The organism is Ancylobacter sp. VNQ12 (assembly GCF_049445835.1).
Classification (GTDB): Bacteria; Pseudomonadota; Alphaproteobacteria; order Rhizobiales; family Xanthobacteraceae; genus Ancylobacter.
Genome location: NZ_JBMSDU010000015.1, coordinates 81,020 through 98,499 on the forward strand (window position 1 = coordinate 81,020; position 17,480 = coordinate 98,499).

The 17,480-nt window shown below is 66.3% G+C and carries 17 protein-coding genes; 10 read left to right on the forward strand and 7 right to left on the reverse strand.

What is annotated here, in order from left to right; all coding sequences use genetic code 11:
* Positions 1 to 3: 3 nt before the first annotated feature.
* Both ACO2RV_RS18190 and ACO2RV_RS18195 read right to left on the reverse strand, forming a co-directional pair.
* The gene (locus tag ACO2RV_RS18190) at positions 4 to 504 is read right to left on the reverse strand and encodes a hypothetical protein (protein WP_423295582.1); all 501 of its coding nucleotides are present in this window, start codon (positions 502 to 504) and stop codon (positions 4 to 6) included.
* 68 nt (positions 505 to 572) lie between these two features.
* Entirely contained in the window at positions 573 to 1,568 is a 996-nt protein-coding gene (locus ACO2RV_RS18195) for a tripartite tricarboxylate transporter substrate binding protein (protein ID WP_423295584.1), read from the reverse strand.
* A 425-nt stretch (positions 1,569 to 1,993) separates the two neighbouring features.
* Here ACO2RV_RS18195 and ACO2RV_RS18200 point away from each other — a divergent pair, with 425 nt between their 5' ends.
* The 5 genes from ACO2RV_RS18200 (at position 1,994) to ACO2RV_RS18220 (ending at position 6,830) form a co-directional block, all read left to right on the forward strand.
* Positions 1,994 to 3,100: an AbrB family transcriptional regulator gene (locus ACO2RV_RS18200; RefSeq protein WP_423295586.1), complete on the forward strand. Its 1,107-nt coding sequence runs from the start codon at positions 1,994 to 1,996 to the stop codon at positions 3,098 to 3,100.
* Entirely contained in the window at positions 3,084 to 3,878 is a 795-nt protein-coding gene (locus tag ACO2RV_RS18205; RefSeq protein ID WP_423295588.1) for an SDR family oxidoreductase, read from the forward strand. Before ACO2RV_RS18200 ends, ACO2RV_RS18205 begins: the two co-directional genes overlap by 17 nt.
* An 11-nt stretch (positions 3,879 to 3,889) precedes the next feature.
* Positions 3,890 to 4,993, forward strand: a complete 1,104-nt coding sequence (locus tag ACO2RV_RS18210; protein ID WP_423295590.1) for an isocitrate/isopropylmalate dehydrogenase family protein — start codon at positions 3,890 to 3,892, stop codon at positions 4,991 to 4,993.
* Entirely contained in the window at positions 4,980 to 6,086 is a 1,107-nt protein-coding gene (locus tag ACO2RV_RS18215; RefSeq protein ID WP_423295592.1) for a tartrate dehydrogenase, read from the forward strand. The genes ACO2RV_RS18210 and ACO2RV_RS18215 overlap by 14 nt, the downstream gene beginning before the upstream one ends.
* 69 nt (positions 6,087 to 6,155) lie before the next feature.
* Positions 6,156 to 6,830, forward strand: a complete 675-nt coding sequence (locus tag ACO2RV_RS18220; RefSeq protein WP_423295594.1) for an FCD domain-containing protein — start codon at positions 6,156 to 6,158, stop codon at positions 6,828 to 6,830.
* Positions 6,831 to 7,020: 190 nt separating this feature from the next.
* Here ACO2RV_RS18220 and ACO2RV_RS18225 read toward each other — a convergent pair whose 3' ends face one another.
* On the reverse strand, positions 7,021 to 8,049 hold the full coding sequence (locus ACO2RV_RS18225; RefSeq protein ID WP_423295596.1) for a PdxA family dehydrogenase: 1,029 nt from the start codon (positions 8,047 to 8,049) through the stop codon (positions 7,021 to 7,023).
* A gap of 4 nt (positions 8,050 to 8,053) precedes the next feature.
* Positions 8,054 to 8,794: an FCD domain-containing protein gene (locus ACO2RV_RS18230; protein ID WP_423295598.1), complete on the reverse strand. Its 741-nt coding sequence runs from the start codon at positions 8,792 to 8,794 to the stop codon at positions 8,054 to 8,056.
* Positions 8,795 to 9,090: 296 nt separating this feature from the next.
* On the opposite strand from ACO2RV_RS18230, the gene ACO2RV_RS18235 reads away from it, so the two are divergent.
* Both ACO2RV_RS18235 and ACO2RV_RS18240 read left to right on the forward strand, forming a co-directional pair.
* Positions 9,091 to 10,176, forward strand: coding sequence for a tartrate dehydrogenase (locus ACO2RV_RS18235; protein ID WP_423295600.1), 1,086 nt, complete (start codon positions 9,091 to 9,093; stop codon positions 10,174 to 10,176).
* A 45-nt stretch (positions 10,177 to 10,221) separates the two neighbouring features.
* On the forward strand, positions 10,222 to 11,649 hold the full coding sequence (locus ACO2RV_RS18240) for an MmgE/PrpD family protein (protein WP_423295602.1): 1,428 nt from the start codon (positions 10,222 to 10,224) through the stop codon (positions 11,647 to 11,649).
* A 149-nt stretch (positions 11,650 to 11,798) separates the two neighbouring features.
* Here ACO2RV_RS18240 and ACO2RV_RS18245 read toward each other — a convergent pair whose 3' ends face one another.
* The 3 genes from ACO2RV_RS18245 to ACO2RV_RS18255 all read right to left on the reverse strand — a co-directional run bounded on the left by ACO2RV_RS18245 (position 11,799) and on the right by ACO2RV_RS18255 (position 14,817).
* Complete coding sequence (locus ACO2RV_RS18245) at positions 11,799 to 12,587, reverse strand: SDR family oxidoreductase (protein ID WP_423295604.1); 789 nt, start codon at positions 12,585 to 12,587, stop codon at positions 11,799 to 11,801.
* Positions 12,588 to 12,652: 65 nt separating this feature from the next.
* Entirely contained in the window at positions 12,653 to 13,894 is a 1,242-nt protein-coding gene (locus tag ACO2RV_RS18250; RefSeq protein ID WP_423295606.1) for a glutamine amidotransferase-related protein, read from the reverse strand.
* The gene (locus tag ACO2RV_RS18255; RefSeq protein ID WP_423295608.1) at positions 13,891 to 14,817 is read right to left on the reverse strand and encodes a GntR family transcriptional regulator; all 927 of its coding nucleotides are present in this window, start codon (positions 14,815 to 14,817) and stop codon (positions 13,891 to 13,893) included. The genes ACO2RV_RS18250 and ACO2RV_RS18255 overlap by 4 nt, the downstream gene beginning before the upstream one ends.
* Positions 14,818 to 15,118: 301 nt before the next feature.
* Between ACO2RV_RS18255 and ACO2RV_RS18260 the strand changes: the two genes are divergently transcribed.
* From ACO2RV_RS18260 to ACO2RV_RS18270, 3 genes are read left to right on the forward strand one after another with little or no spacing between them, the layout of a single operon-like run.
* Positions 15,119 to 15,928 carry an ABC transporter substrate-binding protein gene (locus tag ACO2RV_RS18260; protein WP_423295610.1) on the forward strand — a complete coding sequence of 270 codons (810 nt, stop codon included), beginning with the start codon at positions 15,119 to 15,121 and terminating at the stop codon, positions 15,926 to 15,928.
* A 46-nt stretch (positions 15,929 to 15,974) separates the two neighbouring features.
* Positions 15,975 to 16,703, forward strand: coding sequence for an amino acid ABC transporter permease (locus ACO2RV_RS18265; RefSeq protein WP_423295612.1), 729 nt, complete (start codon positions 15,975 to 15,977; stop codon positions 16,701 to 16,703).
* Positions 16,693 to 17,469, forward strand: coding sequence for an amino acid ABC transporter ATP-binding protein (locus ACO2RV_RS18270; RefSeq protein ID WP_423295614.1), 777 nt, complete (start codon positions 16,693 to 16,695; stop codon positions 17,467 to 17,469). The genes ACO2RV_RS18265 and ACO2RV_RS18270 overlap by 11 nt, the downstream gene beginning before the upstream one ends.
* Positions 17,470 to 17,480: the final 11 nt, after the last annotated feature.

Consider the following 17,480-nt stretch of genomic DNA (forward strand, 5'->3'; position numbering starts at 1 on the left):
GCCTCAAAGGATGGTGGTGAACATGGGGAAGGGGATCAGCGCGCGGAAGCCGTAGATCCCGACCAGCGTGACGGCGAGCGAGAAGGCGATCAGGTGGAACGGCCGCCTTTCGCCGCAAATGGCCATCGCCGCCGCGGTGAACAGGAAGATCCCGATGTCGAAGCCGATCACGTCGATCAGAATGACGAGCAGGCCGAGCGAGAGGCCGAGGGCGGCCATGCGGATGACATCCGAGCGTTCCGACGGCAGCGTCGGCGAGAGCGGGTCCTGTTCCCTCGGGGGCAGTGTGGCCACCTCGGCGTCCACGCGGTGGAAGCACTGCGGCACAATGAATAGGTACATGGCCAGCGCGAACAGGGCGATCGGCTGGACCAGAAGCAGATTGTTGATGCTGAGCGACACGCTGCGGGCGTCCAGGAGATACCAGAACACGGCAGCCGCGATGAGCGTGATGAGGGCCAGATGAACATAGTCGATGGTGTATCTGTGTCGACCGATACGCATCATCATCTCCGTTCGTGAAGGGGGAGAGAGCGGGCGAGACCGGGGTCCCGCCCGCGCGGCGATGCGGATTACTTCAGCAGGTCGACGTACTTCGCCATCTTGGTGGCATTATCGAGATAAGCCTTGTTGGAGGCTTCGGGGCCGAACCAGGTGGTGGCGAGGTCCTGAAGTTTGAGGGTTTCGATCGCCTTCGGATTCTTGCTCGCGCGCTCGACCGCGGCGGCGATGGTCTTGTAGATCTCCGGCTGCTCCTCCTTGAGCTTGGTCGTGACGGCCCAGCCGCGCTGCGAACCCTCGACGAAGTCGCTCTTGACGCCGCTGGCGGCCAGCAGCGGAGCCTCCGGATACCATTCGACCGTCTGGTCCGCGAAAATGGCGAGCGGACGGACCTTGGTCTTGAGCGGCAGGAAGCCCTCGCCGCCGACAAAGCCGACGTCGACCTGGGCGCCGGCGGTGGCATTGCGGGCCGGTCCTCCGCCGTCATAGGTGACGATACGCAGCTTGGTCGGATCGATTTCCGCCGCCTGGAAGGCGAGCACCATGTTGGCATAGTCCGCCGAGGCGGGCTGCACGCCGATGCTGAGGCTGGTCGGGTCGGCCTTTAGCTTCTCGATTACCTGCGCGAAGGTCTTGATCGGGCTGTCCGCCGAGGTCGCCGCGAGCGTGTAGTCGCGGGACGGCAGGTTCAGCATCGTGAAGTCCTGCACCTTGTACGGCGCGTTCTGCAGCAGAACGGTCAGCGGTATGTAGGGTGCGGCCGAGGTGCACAGGATGCTGTAGCCGTCCGCCGGCTGGTTGAGCGCATAGGAGTTGCCGAGTTGGGTGCCCGCACCCGGCTTGTTCACGATCACCAGCGGCTGTCCCAGCTCCTTCTCGAGATAGGGCGCGAAGGCGCGCGAAAGCCGGTCATTGTACCCACCCGTTGCGAATGGCACGATGACGTTGATCGGACGTGAAGGGTAGGTTGCCGCGCGCAGGACTGACGGCATAGCAATCACGCCGCCGGCGACGGCGAGCCCGCCAGCAGCGACTTTGAATGCACCTCTGCGTGTGAAATCTGTCATGTTTTCCTCCCGCCGTTCCATCTGAGTTTGATTGGCCCGCGGCGATGCGCTGGACGGCCATGTGGATTAGGCGGGGTCAGACTGTTCCTGTATTCGTCAACTGTCAACAGATTTGCCGGGTCAATTGACGGTACGTCTGGTTGGCGTTGTCCATACGCTCACGCAAACTGCGTTGAAATATAACGAAGCTAACGGCTGAGGCGACGGAGGGATCTTTGGCGCGTTATCGGATGCCTTTGATCTGTTGACAGTTGTCAATAATGCTGCCTCAATCGCCTCAAGGTGCCCGCCGGCGACTTCCGTCGCTTCGAGACGGATGCCAGGGAGGCCGCCATGACCGTTCGCACGTTTCTCGCCCGGTGCCGTCCATCGCCGGCGGAAGGCTCCGCGCTGGAGAAGGGCAAGCATCGGCGGGTTCGCGTCTGATGGCCGACATTCCGGAGGAGACGGTTGTCGCGCGCGTGAAGTCGTACCGGTCGATGGGTTGGTGGCTGCGCGTCGCCACCACCTATGCGCTGGCGGCGGTCGCCGGCTACATCGCTTCGCGCCTTCATGTCCCGCTACCCTGGATGCTCGGGCCGCTTTTTGTCTGCGGCGCGCTCATGGTCGCCGGTGCGCCGCTGCAGGCGGGCCCGCATCTGCGGGAGATCGGGCAGGTGATCGTGGGTCTTGCCATCGGCATGCGGTTCACGCCGCATCTGCTGCTGGTGTCGCTGGAGCTTCTGCCGGCGATGCTGGCGGCCACGCTCTACATCATCGCGGCGACGTTCCTCGGCGCGTTGCTCATGCGTCCGCTGGCCCGGATCGATCCGACGACGGCATTTTTCGCCACCGCTGCTGGCGGCATGGCGGACATGGCCGTGGTTGCGGCGGCGCGCGGGGGCGACACCAATGCGGTGTCGATCGTCCATGCCTTGCGGGTGACGACGGTGGTCAGCGTGGTGCCGTTTCTGGTGTTCGCGCTGGGCGAACAGGGAACGGTCAGCGCCGGCGAGGCCAATCTGGCCAGCGACCTGCCGCTGCTGCTGCTGGGGCTCGTCATCGCCTATCTCGGCGCGCAGCTGCTGCGGCCGACTGTCATTCCCAATCCCTGGCTGCTCGGCTCGCTGCTTCCGAGCGCGGCGCTCGGCGCCTCGGGCCTGCTCAACGTGGCGGTGCCGGGCATGATGATCGTCGCCGCCCAGATCATGATCGGCGTCTGGCTCGCCATGCGCTTCCGGCGCGACCTGTTCGTGCGCCTGCCGCGCGTTGCCGCGGGTGGCCTGATCGTGGGCCTGCTGCTCATCGCCGCGGCTGCCCTCGGCGCCGAGTTCCTGTCGCTGGCCACCGGCTTGCCCATGACCACCAGCTTTCTCGCGCTCGCGCCGGCCGCCATCACCGAGATGGTGCTCACCGCCAAGGCGATGCACGCCGATGCCGAGCTGGTGACGGCCTTCCACATCGTGCGCATAGCGGTGATCGCCTCGACCATCCTCGTCGTCTTCCGCGTCTACCGCTTCGTGCTCAGAGGCCATTATGGATCTGGGGTTTGAGGGCCGTCGGGCGGTCATCGTCGGCGGCAGCTACGGCATCGGCGAAGCCTCCGCCGAGATCCTCCTGCGCGAGGGCGCGGATGTCCTCATCGCCTCGCGCAGCCGCGACAATCTGCGGGCGGCATCGGAGCGCCTCGTCGCCGCCACCGGCCGGGCGCCCGCCGTTTTCGTCGCCGATGTCGTCGCCGATGCGGAGGCGGCAACCGAGCTGGCGGCAGAGGCGCGCCAGCGCTGGGGCGCGCTCGATGTTCTGATCAGCGCGGTCGGTGGCAGCGTGCGGGCCGATTTCGCGGATCTGACCGACGAGGACTGGCTCGGCAGCTATCATTTCAACGTGCTCTCGACCGTGCGGGTGGTGCGCGCGGGCGTGTCGCTGCTGGAGCAGGGGCGGGCGCCCGCCATCGTCACCCTCGGCGCGGCCGCCGCCAAGATGCCCTATGCGCATCAGGTCATGACCAACGTCCACAAGGCCGGGCTGCTCGGCCTGGTGAAGACGCTGGCGCTGGAACTGGGGCCGAAGGGCATCCGCATCAACAGCGTCGGGCCCGGCCGCACGAAGACCTCGCTGTGGATCAACCGCGCCAGCCGCATGGCCGCCGAGCGCGGCGTGCCCATCGCGGAGATCTTCGAGGAGTTCTCGCAGGAGATTCCGCTCAAGCGCTTCGCTGAAGCGCCGGAGGTCGCGGTGATGGTCGCGTGGCTCGCCAGCCCGCTCGCCAGCTACGTCACCGGGCAGGCGATCAATGTCGACGGCGGCATCGCCCGCGGTCTCGTATGAAGGAGAAAGACGTGCCGGACAGCAACAGTGCCCCGCTTCGCATCGGCGTGCTTGAGGGCGACGATATCGGCCATGAGATCGTGCCGGCGGCGCAACGCATCGCGGCGACCGCCGCGCATGCCGTGGGCCTCGACATCGACTGGCTGCCGATCCCGATCGGCCGGCGGGCGCTCGACGAGCTCGGTCACACCATGCCGCCGGGAACGCTGGAGACGCTGGGAACGCTGGACGGTTTCATCCTCGGGCCAATCGGGCATCAGGCCTATCCCAAGGTGCCGGAAGCGATCAATCCGCACCCGATCCTGCGCAAGAGCTTCGACCTGTTCGCCAATGTGCGCCCGACCCGCTCCTATCCGGGGCTCGGCTGCCTCTATGACGACATCGATCTCGTCATCGTGCGGGAGAACAATGAGGGCTTCCAGCCCGACCGCAATGTCGTCGCCGGCTCGGGTGAGTTCCGGCCCACCCACGACACCACAATTTCGGTGCGCGTCATCACCCGCGAGGGTAGCCGCAAGGTCGCCCGCGCCGCGCTGGAGATCGCCCGCGCCCGCGAGAAGCGCCTGACCGTGGTGCACAAGAACACCGTGTTCAAGCTCGGTTGCGGCATGTTCGTCGAGGAGTGCTACGAGGCCGGCAAGGACTTTCCCGATGTGACCATCGAGGAAGTCATCGTCGACACCTTCGCGATGAAGCTGGTGCGCGAGCCGCAGCGCTTCGACACCGTCGTCACCACCAACATGTTCGGCGACATCCTCACCGACGAGGCGGCGGGGCTCGTGGGCGGGCTCGGCATGGCGCCGGGCCTGTGCATCGGCCGCGGCGACATCGCCATGGCGCAGGCGACCCATGGCTCGGCGCCCGACATCGCCGGCAAGGGCGTCGCCAATCCCTACGCCATGATCGAATCGACCCGCATGCTCATCGAGTGGCTCGGCCGCCGTCGCGGCATTCCCGCCGCCGGCCGCGCCGCGGCGCTGATGAAGCTCGGCATCGACACCGCGCTCGCCGATCCCGCCACCCGTACCCCCGACATTCGCGGCACCGGTGCGCAGGCCGACATGGTCGCCGGTATCCTCATCGCTATGGAGAACTCCCGTCATGCGGCAGCATAAGATCGCCCTCATCCCCGGAGACGGCATCGGCTCCGATGTCATCCATGCCGGGCGCCGTGTGCTCGACGCGCTGGCCGCCGCCAATGGCAGCTTTGGCTTCCAGTTCGAGAGCTTCGACTGGGGTTCCGACCGCTACCGCCGCGTCGGCACGATGATGCCGGAGGACGGCGTCGACACGCTGCGTGGCTTCGACGCCATCTATTTCGGCGCCGTCGGCGATCCCGGGATTCCTGACCACATCACGCTGTGGGAACTGCGCCTCGCCATCTGCCAGGGGCTCGACCAATACGCCAATGTCCGCCCCTCGCGGCTTCTACCGAACATCACCGGGCCGTTGCGCCCCGAACTCGGTCGCGACATCGACTGGGTGATCGTGCGCGAGAATAGTGAGGGCGAATATGCCGGGGCCGGCGGGCGGGCCCATCGGGGGCTGCCGATCGAGGTAGGCCTCGACGTCTCCGTGTTCACCCGCGCCGGCATCGAGCGCATTGCGCGTTTCGCCTGCGAGCTCGCCATGTCGCGACTGCGCCGTAAGCTGACCATCGTCACCAAGTCCAACGCCCAGCGCCACGGCATGGTGCTGTGGGACGAGGTTTGCCGCGGCGTGGTGCGCGACTTCCCCGAGCTCGATGTCGACTGGATGCTGGTCGATGCCATGACCATGCGTATGGTGCTGCGCCCGGGTACAGTCGATACCGTGCTCGCCACGAACCTGCATGCCGACGTGCTGTCCGATCTCGCCTCGGCACTGAGCGGCAGTCTCGGCATCGGCGCCACCGGCAACCTCTCGCCCGACCGCAGCGCGCCCTCCATGTTCGAGCCGATCCACGGCTCCGCATTCGACCTGATCGGCAAGGGCATCGCCAATCCGATCGGCGCCTTCTGGAGCGCGGTGCTGATGCTGGAGCATCTGGGTGAGACGCATGCCGCTGCGCAACTGATGGACGCCATCGAGCAGGTGACGCGGGACGGCGTCGCCCTGACGCCCGATCTTGGCGGCACGGCGCGCACCGACGATGTCACCGAGGCGGTGATCGGCATCATCAGAGAACGAATTGTCGCAGACGGAGCTGCTGCACGTAGCGTGGCTTAGAAATTACAAGCCTTCCGGGGCGGGATTGTCTACAATTAACGGATGGATATGAATCGCGAGCCGAGCCATTTGAACGATCTCTCCGTTGTGAAGAGCGTTTCGCTCACGAGCGCGCTCGAGAAGGAACTCGAGCGCCTCATCCTCACGGGTGAACTGGAGCCAGGTGAGCGGATCAACGAGATCCATCTCTCCAATCGCTTCGGCACCAGCCGCGGCCCCATTCGCGAGGCGACGCGCAGCCTCGAGGCGAAGGGGCTGGTGGAGGTCGTGCGCAACCGGGGCGTCTTCGTGCGGCGCCTCTCTGTCGAGGACGCGATCGAGATCTATGACGTGCGCGCGGCACTGTTCGGCCAGGCGGGGCGCCTGCTTGCCGAACGCATGACCGATGGGTTGCTCACCGAACTGACCAAACTGGTGGACGAGATGGACATCGTCGCCGAGCAGGGCAATTTCGACGAGTACTACCCGCTCAATCTCGCCTTCCACAATCTTATCGTCACCTCGTCCGGCAACCGGACCCTGGTTGCTGAATACCACCGTTTCGTCAACAAGCTGCATCTGTTCCGCGCCCGCGCGCTGGTGCAGGGCGGCGGCCTCGCCGTCTCGAACCGCGAGCACCGGGCCATGCTGGAGGCGCTGGCCTCCGGCGACGGCGACAGGGCGCAGATGACGCACTGGCGCCATGTGGCGCTCGCCAAGCGGCGCCTCATCGCCGCCGTCGACGGGGCGTCGCGGATCGACTGACAAGGCGAGCGGGTCCTTATCCCGGCTGCCCCTTCGTGGATCATCCTCATTCCGGACTTGCCCCGGCAACCCAGCCTTCTGTTGGTACCGCAGGGGCGCTGGATGGCGGCAAGCTTCTCCCTCTTCCCGAGAGGGGGAGGGAAGTAAGAAGTCGGCTCATTACGCCAGCGTTGCGTCCTAGACCAAGGCCTCACGCCGCCGCAGCGCGCGCCTCGATCTGCCGCGAGGCGACGCGCGCGGCGAGGCGGATGGCGGATTCGAAGGCGCCGATATCGGCCACGCCCTTTCCGACGATATCGAAGGCCGTGCCATGGGCGGGGGTAGTGAACACCACCTCGAGGCCGGCGGTGATGGTCACGCCCTTGTTGAAGCCCTTCAGCTTCGTCGCGATCTGCCCCTGGTCGTGGTACATCGCCAGCACGCTGTCATAGGCGCCGCCAAAGGCCTTGAGATAGATGGTGTCGGCCGGCCATGGCCCGTCACAAGCAATGCCCTCCTTTGCCATCGCCTCGATCGCCGGGCGGATGATGTCGATCTCCTCGGTGCCGAACAGGCCGCCTTCGCCGGCATGCGGATTGAGCGCCGCCACGGCGATGCGTGGCGTGTCGATGCCGGCCTTGCGCATGGTCTCGTCCGCCAGCTTCAACGCGCGGCAGACGGAATCATAGGTCACCTGCTCGACGGCGGTGCGCAGCGACACATGCGAGGTGACCCGCGTCATCCACTGGCCCTCCAGCACGTTCATCTCGCTGAACGGACCGGTGTGGGCGAGCAGATGGGCGAACATCTTGTGCTCGTCGGCAAAGCGCCAGCCACCCCTAAACATGGCCTGCTTGTTGAGCGGGGCAAAGCACACGCCGTCGATCTCGCCGGCCTTGGCGAAGTCGATGGCGCGGGCGAGCGTGTCGCCGGTGAGCCGGCCGGACTCGGGACTGGCGACGCCCAGTTCGAAGGCGCTTGGATCGGTGTTTTCTAGGTCGACTAGCGGCACGCCGGGCGCATTCCAGTCGACGGTCGCTGGGGACGTATAGCGCCGATAGGCGAGGGCCACGCCCGCCTGCCGCGCGCCGAGCTCCAGAACGCGCGCGTCGCCGACCACGACGAGCCGCGCGACATCGCGCCCACGGCCTTCGTGCAGGATGCGCGCCGTCTGTTCCGGCCCGATGCCGGTGCAGTCGCCGGGTACGAGCGCGAGGATCGGAAGCGATGAACGGGTCATGGAACTACCTGCCATTGTATTTCGGTGTTCTGGGGTCCAGCGGGCTGAGCCGCGCGGGCGTGGCGGAATCGTCCTCCAGCGTGCGCAGGAAACGCGCCTTGCCGGCGAGGATGTGCCGTTCGAGCAGCCGCGCCGCGGCCGTGCCGTCGCTCTGGCGCAGCGCCTCGACGATCGCCTTGTGCTCGTCATTGGAGGTGCGCATCGAGCCGGCGAGCACCAGGCCGCGCCGGCGGAACAGATGCAGCTCCGCCTCCAGCAGCGGGTAGATCTCGATCAGCTTCTCATTGTCCGAGGCGATCAGCACCGCGTGGTGGAACTGATTGTTGAGCGTGTAGAAGGTGGCGATGTCCGAGGCCTCGATGGCCGCTTCCATCTGCGCGATCAGCTCGTCCATCCCGCGAAGCTGGGAGGTGGTGATGATCGCGGCGGCCAGCCGTCCCGCCGTCCCGAACAGCCCGGCGCGGATGTCGTAGAGGTCGAGCGCCTCCTTGGTGCTGACCTCGCGGACAAAGAAGCCCCGGTTGAGCTCGCTGCGCAGCAGCCCGATCTGTTCGAGCGCCCGGCACGCCTCGCGCACGGGCCCACGGCTGATGCCGAGCCGCAGAGCCAGCGTGCTCTCATTGATGCGGGTGCCGCCGGTAAGCTCGCCGGTGCCGATCATGCGCTCGATCTCGCGCTGGATGAGCGGCACGAAGGACGCGGTGCGCGGAATGCGGGCAGGGGAGGAGGGAGCGTGGCGCGGCATGGCCGCATCTCGCCCCTGGAAATGAAAATTGTCAACACTAAACCGCGGTGTGGTGACGAAAGCGGGCTATTTGGCTTTCGTGGCACGTGCCCATGCGGAATGTGCGCGAGTCGGAAATTCTTACGAAAAGTGAATGATTGTAACGAATGATGGCATCACGCGGAGGCCGAAAAGCGCGGGATGTCCATAGGCGATCCGGGTGCTTCGGTTAAAATTGTTGACAGTTGGCGAAATCGCGAACAGTGTCCTGTCGCCAAATTGGGCCGTTACCGCTGCCCGACATTCCAGGAGTTTCCATGACGACCTATTCCATAGCGGTCATTCCCGGCGACGGGATCGGCAACGAGGTGGTGCCCGAGGCGCAGCGGGTGATCGAGGCGGCCGCGCGCAAAGGCGGCTTCTCCTTCGACTGGACCCATTACGACTGGAGCTGCGAGCGTTTCGCCAAGACCGGCGCGATGATGCCGGCCGACGGGCTCGACCAGATCCGTGGCAAGGACGCCATCTTCCTCGGCGCGGTCGGCTTTCCCGGCGTGCCGGACCACGTCTCGCTCTGGGGCCTGCTCATCCCGATCCGTCGTGGCTTCCATCAATATGTGAACCTGCGCCCGGTGAAGCTGCTCGCCGGCGTCGAGAGCCCGCTCAAGGGGCGCGGTCCCGGCGACATCGACTTCTACGTCGTGCGCGAGAACAATGAGGGCGAGTACTCCTCCATCGGCGGCCGGCTCTATGAGGGCGGCGCGGATGAGCTCGTCATGCAGCAGTCCATCTTCACCCGTCGCGGCTGCGACCGGGTGATGCGCTACGCTTTCGAGCTGGCCAAGGGTCGCAAGAAGCACGTCACCTCGGCCACCAAGTCGAACGGCATCAGCCACACTATGCCCTATTGGGACGAGCGCTTCGCGGCCATCTCTCAGGAATATCCCGGCTTCACCACCGATCAGTTCCACATCGACATCCTGACCGCGCATTTCGTGCGCAACCCGGACTGGTTCGACGTGGTGGTCGCCTCGAATCTATTCGGCGACATCCTTTCCGATCTCGGCCCGGCCGTGGTCGGCTCCATCGGCATAGCGCCCGGTGCCAACATCAATCCCGAGAAGGAATACCCCTCCATGTTCGAGCCGGTGCACGGCTCGGCGCCGGACATTGCCGGCAAGGGCATCGCCAACCCCATCGGCCAGATCTGGTCGGGCGCGATGATGCTGCGCCATCTCGGCGAGGAAGCCGCCGCCCGTTCGATTGAGAACGCGATCGAGGACGTGCTCGCCCGGAGAGACAGCCTCACCCGCGACCTCGGCGGCACCGCCACTACGCGCGAACTGACGGACGCCATCATCGGCGCCTTGTCCTCCGCGGCCGCGCATGCGCCGGCGGCCTGAAGAAACCCAACGACAGAACGGGAAACGCCCCAAAGGAGCCGTTACATGACGCTGCACCAGACCAATCCCGCGCATGCCCAGCCGATCGTCGAGGGCCTGACGCGGCAGGTGGCCGAATTCGTCGTCGGCACCAACCTTGCCGACCTGCCGGCGGAGGTGGTCGAACTGGGCAAGAAGTCGATCCTCGACGGTATCGGCCTCGCGCTCTCCGGCTCGGTCGCCAAGAGCGGCGAGCATATCCAGAGCTATCTCGCCGGGCTCGGCATCAAGGACGGGCCGGCGACGGTGATCGGCACCTCGCTGAAAGTGCCGCCGCGCTTCGCTGCCTTCGCCAACGGTGTCGGCATCCATGCCGACGACTATGACGACACCCAACTCGCCGTCGCCAAGGATCGCGTCTACGGTCTGCTCACCCACCCCACCGCGCCGGCATTGCCGGCGGCGCTCGCGGTAGCGGAAGCCGGCGGGCGTTCCGGCGCCGACATGATGCTGGCCTATCATCTCGGCGTCGAAGTGGAGTGCAAGATCGCCGAGGCGATCAACCCGCGCCACTATCAGCACGGCTTCCACGCCACCGCGACTTGCGGCACCTATGCGGCGGCCGCCGCCGCCTCGAAGCTCAAGGGGCTGTCGGTGGAGCAGGTGGTGCGCGCCTTCGGCTGCGCCGGCAGTCAGTCGGCGGGGCTGCGGGAGAATTTCGGCACCATGATGAAGCCATTCCACGCCGGCCGCTCTTCCGAGAGCGGCGTCGTCGCGGCGGATTTCGCCGAGCTCGGCTGGACCACCACCGACAAGATACTGGAGGCGCCGCGCGGCTTCTTCCAGGCAGCCGGCGGCGGCTTCGACGCCGCCGCGATCGCCGGCAAGCTCGGGCAGCCCTGGACCTTCGCCTTCCCCGGCGTGTCGATCAAGCCGCACCCGTCGGGTTCACTCACCCACCCCGGCATGACCGAACTGCTGCGGCTCATCCACGCGCATTCCATCGCGGCCGGCGATGTGGAACGGGTGGATGTCGGCACCAACCAGAACATGCCGAATGCGCTGATCCACCATCGTCCGAAGAACGAGCTGCAGGCCAAGTTCTCCATGGAATTCTGCATGGCGATCCTGCTGCTGGACGGGCGCGGCAGTCTGCCGGAATTCACCGACGAGACAGTGGAGCGCGACGACGTCAAGGCGATGATCGAGCGGGTGAACTTCCACGTCCATCCCGACGCGGAAGCGGCCGGCTACGACAAGATGACGACGATCATCGACATCCACATGAAGGACGGACGCGTCATCTCCGGCCGGGCCGATTTCGGCAAGGGCAGCCCCGCTAACCCGATGAGCTATGACGAGTGCGCGGACAAGTTCCGCGGCTGCGCCGAGTTCGCCCGCTGGGACAGGGCCAAGACCGAGGCGATCATCGAGACGGTTCGCCGGCTCGAACGGGTCGGCGATGTTCGCGAACTGACCCGCCTCTGTGCGTGAGGCGTGCCGGCCCCGAACGCCTCTCCCCGTCAATGGCGGGGAGGGGCGCGGTCGAGTTGCCGCCGTTGCATTCCCAACGTCGTCATCCTGTCGAAGGGCAAATCACGGCGCATTCCAGGCCATCGCCTTTCCGGCAATTGGTGGTCCGCTCAAATGCCGCGGATGAAGCCGCCATCCACCCGGATTTGCGAGCCGGTGACATAGCTTGCGCGAGCGCTGGCCAGGAATGTCACGACGTCGGCAAATTCCTGGGGATCACCATAGCGGCCCATGGGAATGGTGGCGCGTGAGGCCTGCGCGACCTCGTCGGGTGTCGCCCCGGTGCGTTTGGCCGCCGCCGCGTCGAGTTCGTCGACCCGTGCGGTGTGGATGCGGCCCGGCAGCACGCAGTTCACCGTCACCCCGTCCTTGGCCACCTCGCCGGCGAGGGTCTTGGCCCAGCCGACCACGGAGGCGCGCAGCGCGTTCGACAGGCCGAGATTGGGGATGGGCTGGGCGACGCCGGAGGAAACGAGATTGATCACTCTCCCGAAACCGCGCGCCTGCATGCCCGGCAACAGCGCGGCCGTGACGGCGAAGAGTGAGGCCGCCATCGCCTCGAAGCTGCGGCTCCACTGTTCGCCGCTCGCCTGTGCCACCGGGCCGGGCGGCGGACCGCCGGAATTGTTGACCAGCACGTCGACGGGCCACGCCCCCGGCGCGGTGAGGCGCGCCAGCGCGGCGTCGAGACTGGCGCGGTCGGCGAGGTCGAGCACTAATGTCCCGGCTTGTCCGCCCGCCGCGCGGATCGCCAGCGCCCCAGCCTCGACCCGCGCGGCATCGCGGCCGCTGACGATGACGCGGACTCCCTCCGCCGCCAAGGTGCGGGCGACGGCCTCGCCGAGCCCGCGGCTCGATCCCAGCACCAGTGCGGTACGGCCTTCCAGACCAAGATCCATGGTTCAGTTCTCCCCGCCGGGACGAAGGGCGCGACGGGGGACAGGGGAGTGTATCGGCATGACAGTCAGTCCGTGATGCGGTGAGTGGGGTAGCGGGTCGCCATGGCAGCGAGGAAGCCGGTGAGCAGCGGATGCGGGTGACCGGGGCGGCTCGACAGTTCGGGATGGCCCTGCATGGCGAGAAAGAAGCGCAGCGCCGGCACCTCGATGGCATCGGCATGGCAGTTCTCCGCCTGCCGGCCCGAAATGACGAGGCCAGCCTCCGTGAGGCAGGGCTCCAGCGCCGGATCGAGTACGAAACGGTGATTGCATCGCACGTCGATCCGCTCCTCACCGACCAGCGTGGCGAGGCGGCTGCCGGGCGCAAGGCGGCAGGACTGCGTGCCGAGCCGGTGCAGGGGGCGGCCATATTCGTCATGTAGCCGTACGAAGGTCTTGGTCTGCGCGTCCGGGTCGGCCTCGGCGAGGTTGACGTCGTTCATGCCGCAGATCTCCTGCGCCACGGCCGTCACCATGGTCTGCATGCCGAGGCAAAGGCCGACGGTCGGCACATCGCGGCGGATCGCGACGCGGGCGGCCTCAATCTGGCCGCGCACCTGCTCCATGTCGGAACCGCCGGGCAGCACCAGCCCGTCGACCTCGGCGAGCCGGTGTTCCCATGCCGGCTCGTCGCGCGGATCGGCGAAGGAGAGTTCGAGCCCGACGCCCAGCGCCTCGGCGGCGTCGCCGAGGGCGGCGAGATTGGCGGGGTAGACCTCACGGTGATGGGCCTCGCCGCCGGCCATCAGCACGCGTACCCTACGGGGGGCCGAAGAAGGGGCGGGAAGGGGTTCCGTGCCGGCGTCGACCGGGACCGGGCGGCCGTACGCGTCGCATCGCCAGCGACCGGCGAGTGCGCCATCTGGCACCTCCCGTAGTGTGAAGAGGCCATTCGCTTCGTTCACGTCGAAGATCTCGACCGGGCGCCCGGCGCGCGTGGCGGTGGCAAGAAGGCGCGCCTGCGCCTCTTCATGGGCGGGCAGGGCAGGGTTGAGCGGCACGACCACCGTGCCGGGCAGCTGCACGACCGCACCGCGATCGACCGGCGGCGGGACCGGGCGGCCGATCGCCCGCTCCGCCCAGACCAGCCCATTGGGAGCGAGTTCGCCATGGGCGAGCACATGCTGTGCACAGTCGAAGCGGGCATGGCCGGCGCCGCCGCCGGTGAGCGTCACCAGCTCGGCGCCGCGGGCGGCCGCGAAGGCGCCGGCGATCATGCCGTCAAGCGTCGGCAGGAGCGTGGCGTGGCGAACCAGCAGCAGCGTCATGGCGCGACGCTCCCAGTGGCAGCGCCATTCGCTTTGCCGGCAAAGGAGGGAGCCGCCCGATAGGCGTTGCCGAGATGGGCGAGCATCAGTTCGGCGGCGCGGGTATTGTCGCCAGCGGCGACCGCATCGAGGATGGCGAGATGCTCGCGGCACCAGTCGCGCACGCGGCGGCGATTCACATAACCGCCGAATTCGAGCAAGCGCCGCAGGCGGTTCTGTTGCTGGATCGACTGGAGCAGGAAGATGTTGCCGCTGAAACCGGCAATGGTCTCGTGAAAATGCGCGTCGGTGTCGAAGAGCTGCCGGGCATCCACCGAGGCGATATGGGGGTGGGACTCGAGATAGTGATGCTGGATTCGCAGCCGCTCCAGCGCCCCCGGATCGGGCCGGAAGGTCGGCAGGAGCAGTCCCTGCGGCTCAAGTATCCGGCGGAAATCATAGCTGTTCTGTAAGGCGAGGCCGGTGTCCAGAGTCGGCAGGAAAGTCCAGCCGCGCCCGGCATTGCGCTCCAGCAGACCGTCATTGACGAGGCGCGAGAGCGTTCGCTGGAGCAAGGTGCGGTCGACATCGTAACGCCGCGCGATCTCCGCCTGAGTGAAGGAGACCGGCAATTGATCGGCAAGCCGGTCATTGACAATGTCGCCGTAAAGGTCCTGGTCGGCGGTCGGCGGCACTTCGAGGCTGAGACGGTGCAACTCCTCCGGCCTCGCCTTCAGGAAGAAGCCCTGGTTGCGCCGCGCCTCCACCACATCGTGCTCGGCGAGCAGGGTCAACGCCGCGCGGACCGGCGTGCGCGAGACTTGCAACAGGTCGCTGAGCTGCTGTTCGCGCAGGTGGTGGCCGACCTCGAAACGGCCGCCCCGGATGGTGTCAAGAATCTGGTTCGCCAGGCGAACCCGGGTCGGACTGGAACTGCGCGCCATAGAGCACCGCATTTGTATGAAATATGTTCTCTCATACAATATGATCTGACGTTCCGACAAGTCGAAGCCTGATGGTAATTGCTGCCCGAGGGACATTCCACGCATGGCATGTGCGGCCGGAAACTACGCATTTTGCCGATGAAATGAAGGGTTTTCGGCACAAGTCGCTCATTCTTTGTGCAGTGCAGGAAGTGGCCGGCGCTTGACACTTCCCGCACTCCAATTTTGTATAAGTAGCATCATTTAGTGCAATCCAGTGTCGACAAAAATCAACATCTTCCAGATCACACAGGGGATCCGCATGTTCCGCAAAGTGGTTGCCGCACTCGTCCTCCCGCTCGGCCTGATGCACGCCGCCGCGGCCGCCGAGCTGCCGAAAACCGGTCTCGTCGAGGCCGGCGCGCTCACCTATGGCGTCGCCGCGACCTTCTCACCGTTCGAGTTTCAGAGGGACGGCAAGCTCACCGGCTTCGACATCGACATGATCGAGGCGCTGGGCAAGAAGCTCGGGGCGTCGCCCAAGCCGCTCAACATGGAGTTCAAGGGCCTCATCCCGGCGCTGCAGGGCAACCGGATCGATATCATCAACTCGGCGATGTACATCAATCCGGCCCGCTCCGAGCAGGTCGACTTCGTGCCCTATCTCAAGATCGGCAACATGGTCATGGTGCAGGCGGGCAACCCGGCCAAGATCACCGGCCGCGACGACAGCCTGTGTGGCAAGAGCATCGCCGTCACCCTCGGCGGCATTCAGGAGAGCCAGGCCCGCGCCGACGACAAGAACTGCAAGGACAAGGGCCTGCCGGCCGTGAAGGTGCTCACCTTCCCGACCGCCCAGGATTCCGCGCTCACACTTCGCCAGGGTCGTGCCGACGCCTATTACGATTCCACTCCCGGCGCCGCCGATCTCTTGCAGAAACTGCCGGGCGTGTTCGAGACCGCCGGTACCGAGTTCGAGGCCAACACCTCGATCGGCATGGCCACCCGCAAAGGTGATGCCGCCATGCAGGAGTCGCTGAAGGCGGCGCTGAAGGAGATTGTCGCCGACGGCACCTACGCGGCGTTGATCAAGAAGTGGAACCTGCCCGCTTCCGTGGCGATCTTCAACTGATCGCCACGTCCAGCCTCGGGGACGCCAGGACAAGGAGAAGACGCGCATGATGTCGTTCGATATCGTCCTCGGCTACATCGTCTCGCCCGCCTTCTTCCATGGCGCGGTGCTGACGCTGCTGATCACCGTAACCGCGCTGTTCTTCGGCGTCCTCGCCGGCCTCGTCATCGCCCTGCTGCAGGAGACGCGGATGCGCCCCCTGCAGATCTTCACGCTGATTTATGTCTGGCTGTTCCGCGGCACGCCGGTGCTGTTCCAGATCATCTTCATCTACAACGTGCTGCCGACCTTCGGCATCCGCCTCTCGGCCTTCCTCAGCGCGGTGATCGCGCTGGCGCTGAACGAGGGCGCCTATATGGCGGAGATCCTGCGCTCCGGCCTCGATGCCGTGAAGAAGGGCCAGCGCACGGCCGGCCTCGCGCTCGGCCTCACCACCGGCCAGGTGATGCGCTGGATCGTGCTGCCGCAGGCCGCGCGCATCGTGCTGCCGCCGATGGGAAACCAGATGATCGGCATGCTGAAGACCAGCGCGCTCGTCTCGGTGATCGCGGTGGAAGAGTTGCTGCTCGTCGCCAACCAGACCGCCAGCGCCTCCTTCCGCTATCTCGAGGCGCTGACGGCCGCAGGCATCTATTACCTCGCGCTCACGACGATCTTCATGGTGCTGCAGGCGATGATGGAGCGCAGCCTCGACCCCAAGAAGCACCGTCGCCGCGAGAAGCGTCCGCTGGTCGACCGTCTGCTGCTGGCTACGGAGAGCGCCGATGTCCGCTGAAGCCCAACGGTCCGGCACGCCGCAGGCTTCCACCCCGCCGCTGCTGGAGATCATCGGCATCGACAAGCATTTCGGCGGCTTCCATGCATTGAAGGGCTGCTCGCTGGATGTCGCCCGCGGCGAGACTGTCGTGCTGATCGGTCCTTCCGGCTCGGGCAAGTCGACGTTGCTGCGCTGCGTGAACCTGCTGGAGCCGGCCGATGGCGGCGACATCTTCTTCGAGGGCGCCAACATTTCCCGCGACCTGAAGAGCGCTGCCCGCATCCGCCGCAACATTGGCATGGTGTTCCAGAATTTCGAGTTGTTCCAGCACCTTTCGGCTGCCGAGAACATCATGCTCGCGCCGATGAAGGTGCGCGGACTGTCCCGCGCCGATGCGCACGACCTCGCGCTCGAACTATTGGGCAAGGTGCGCATTCCCGACAAGGCGGATGCCTTTCCCGACGAGCTCTCCGGCGGCCAGCAGCAGCGCGTCGCCATCGCCCGCGCGCTCGCCATGAAGCCCAAGCTCATGCTCTATGACGAACCGACCTCGGCGCTCGATCCGGAGATGATCCGCGAGGTGCTCGACGTCATGGCCGATCTGTCCGCCGAGGGGATGACCAGCCTGGTCGTCACCCACGAGATGGGCTTCGCCCGCCGGGCCGCCGACAAGATCGTGTTCATGGAAAACGGACGGGTCGTCGAGACCGCGTCGAGCGAGGCGTTCTTCGGCGGCGCGGTCAACGAGCGCGCGCGCCACTTCCTCGACCAGATACTCCACTGACGAGTGCCCAG

Excerpts from the sequence above, each read along its gene's own strand:
- ACO2RV_RS18270 (WP_423295614.1), top strand. The coding sequence starts at position 16,693 with ATGTCCGCTGAAGCCCAACGGTCCGGCACGCCGCAGGCTTCCACCCCG.
- ACO2RV_RS18260 (WP_423295610.1), top strand. The coding sequence starts at position 15,119 with ATGTTCCGCAAAGTGGTTGCCGCACTCGTCCTCCCGCTCGGCCTGATG.
- ACO2RV_RS18250 (WP_423295606.1), bottom strand. The coding sequence starts at position 13,894 with ATGACGCTGCTGCTGGTTCGCCACGCCACGCTCCTGCCGACGCTTGAC.
- ACO2RV_RS18195 (WP_423295584.1), bottom strand. The coding sequence starts at position 1,568 with ATGACAGATTTCACACGCAGAGGTGCATTCAAAGTCGCTGCTGGCGGG.
- ACO2RV_RS18265 (WP_423295612.1), top strand. The coding sequence starts at position 15,975 with ATGATGTCGTTCGATATCGTCCTCGGCTACATCGTCTCGCCCGCCTTC.
- ACO2RV_RS18230 (WP_423295598.1), bottom strand. The coding sequence starts at position 8,794 with ATGCCGCGCCACGCTCCCTCCTCCCCTGCCCGCATTCCGCGCACCGCG.
- ACO2RV_RS18255 (WP_423295608.1), bottom strand. The coding sequence starts at position 14,817 with ATGGCGCGCAGTTCCAGTCCGACCCGGGTTCGCCTGGCGAACCAGATT.
- ACO2RV_RS18225 (WP_423295596.1), bottom strand. The coding sequence starts at position 8,049 with ATGACCCGTTCATCGCTTCCGATCCTCGCGCTCGTACCCGGCGACTGC.
- ACO2RV_RS18205 (WP_423295588.1), top strand. The coding sequence starts at position 3,084 with ATGGATCTGGGGTTTGAGGGCCGTCGGGCGGTCATCGTCGGCGGCAGC.
- ACO2RV_RS18240 (WP_423295602.1), top strand. The coding sequence starts at position 10,222 with ATGACGCTGCACCAGACCAATCCCGCGCATGCCCAGCCGATCGTCGAG.
- ACO2RV_RS18190 (WP_423295582.1), bottom strand. The coding sequence starts at position 504 with ATGCGTATCGGTCGACACAGATACACCATCGACTATGTTCATCTGGCC.
- ACO2RV_RS18200 (WP_423295586.1), top strand. The coding sequence starts at position 1,994 with ATGGCCGACATTCCGGAGGAGACGGTTGTCGCGCGCGTGAAGTCGTAC.
- ACO2RV_RS18235 (WP_423295600.1), top strand. The coding sequence starts at position 9,091 with ATGACGACCTATTCCATAGCGGTCATTCCCGGCGACGGGATCGGCAAC.
- ACO2RV_RS18245 (WP_423295604.1), bottom strand. The coding sequence starts at position 12,587 with ATGGATCTTGGTCTGGAAGGCCGTACCGCACTGGTGCTGGGATCGAGC.
- ACO2RV_RS18215 (WP_423295592.1), top strand. The coding sequence starts at position 4,980 with ATGCGGCAGCATAAGATCGCCCTCATCCCCGGAGACGGCATCGGCTCC.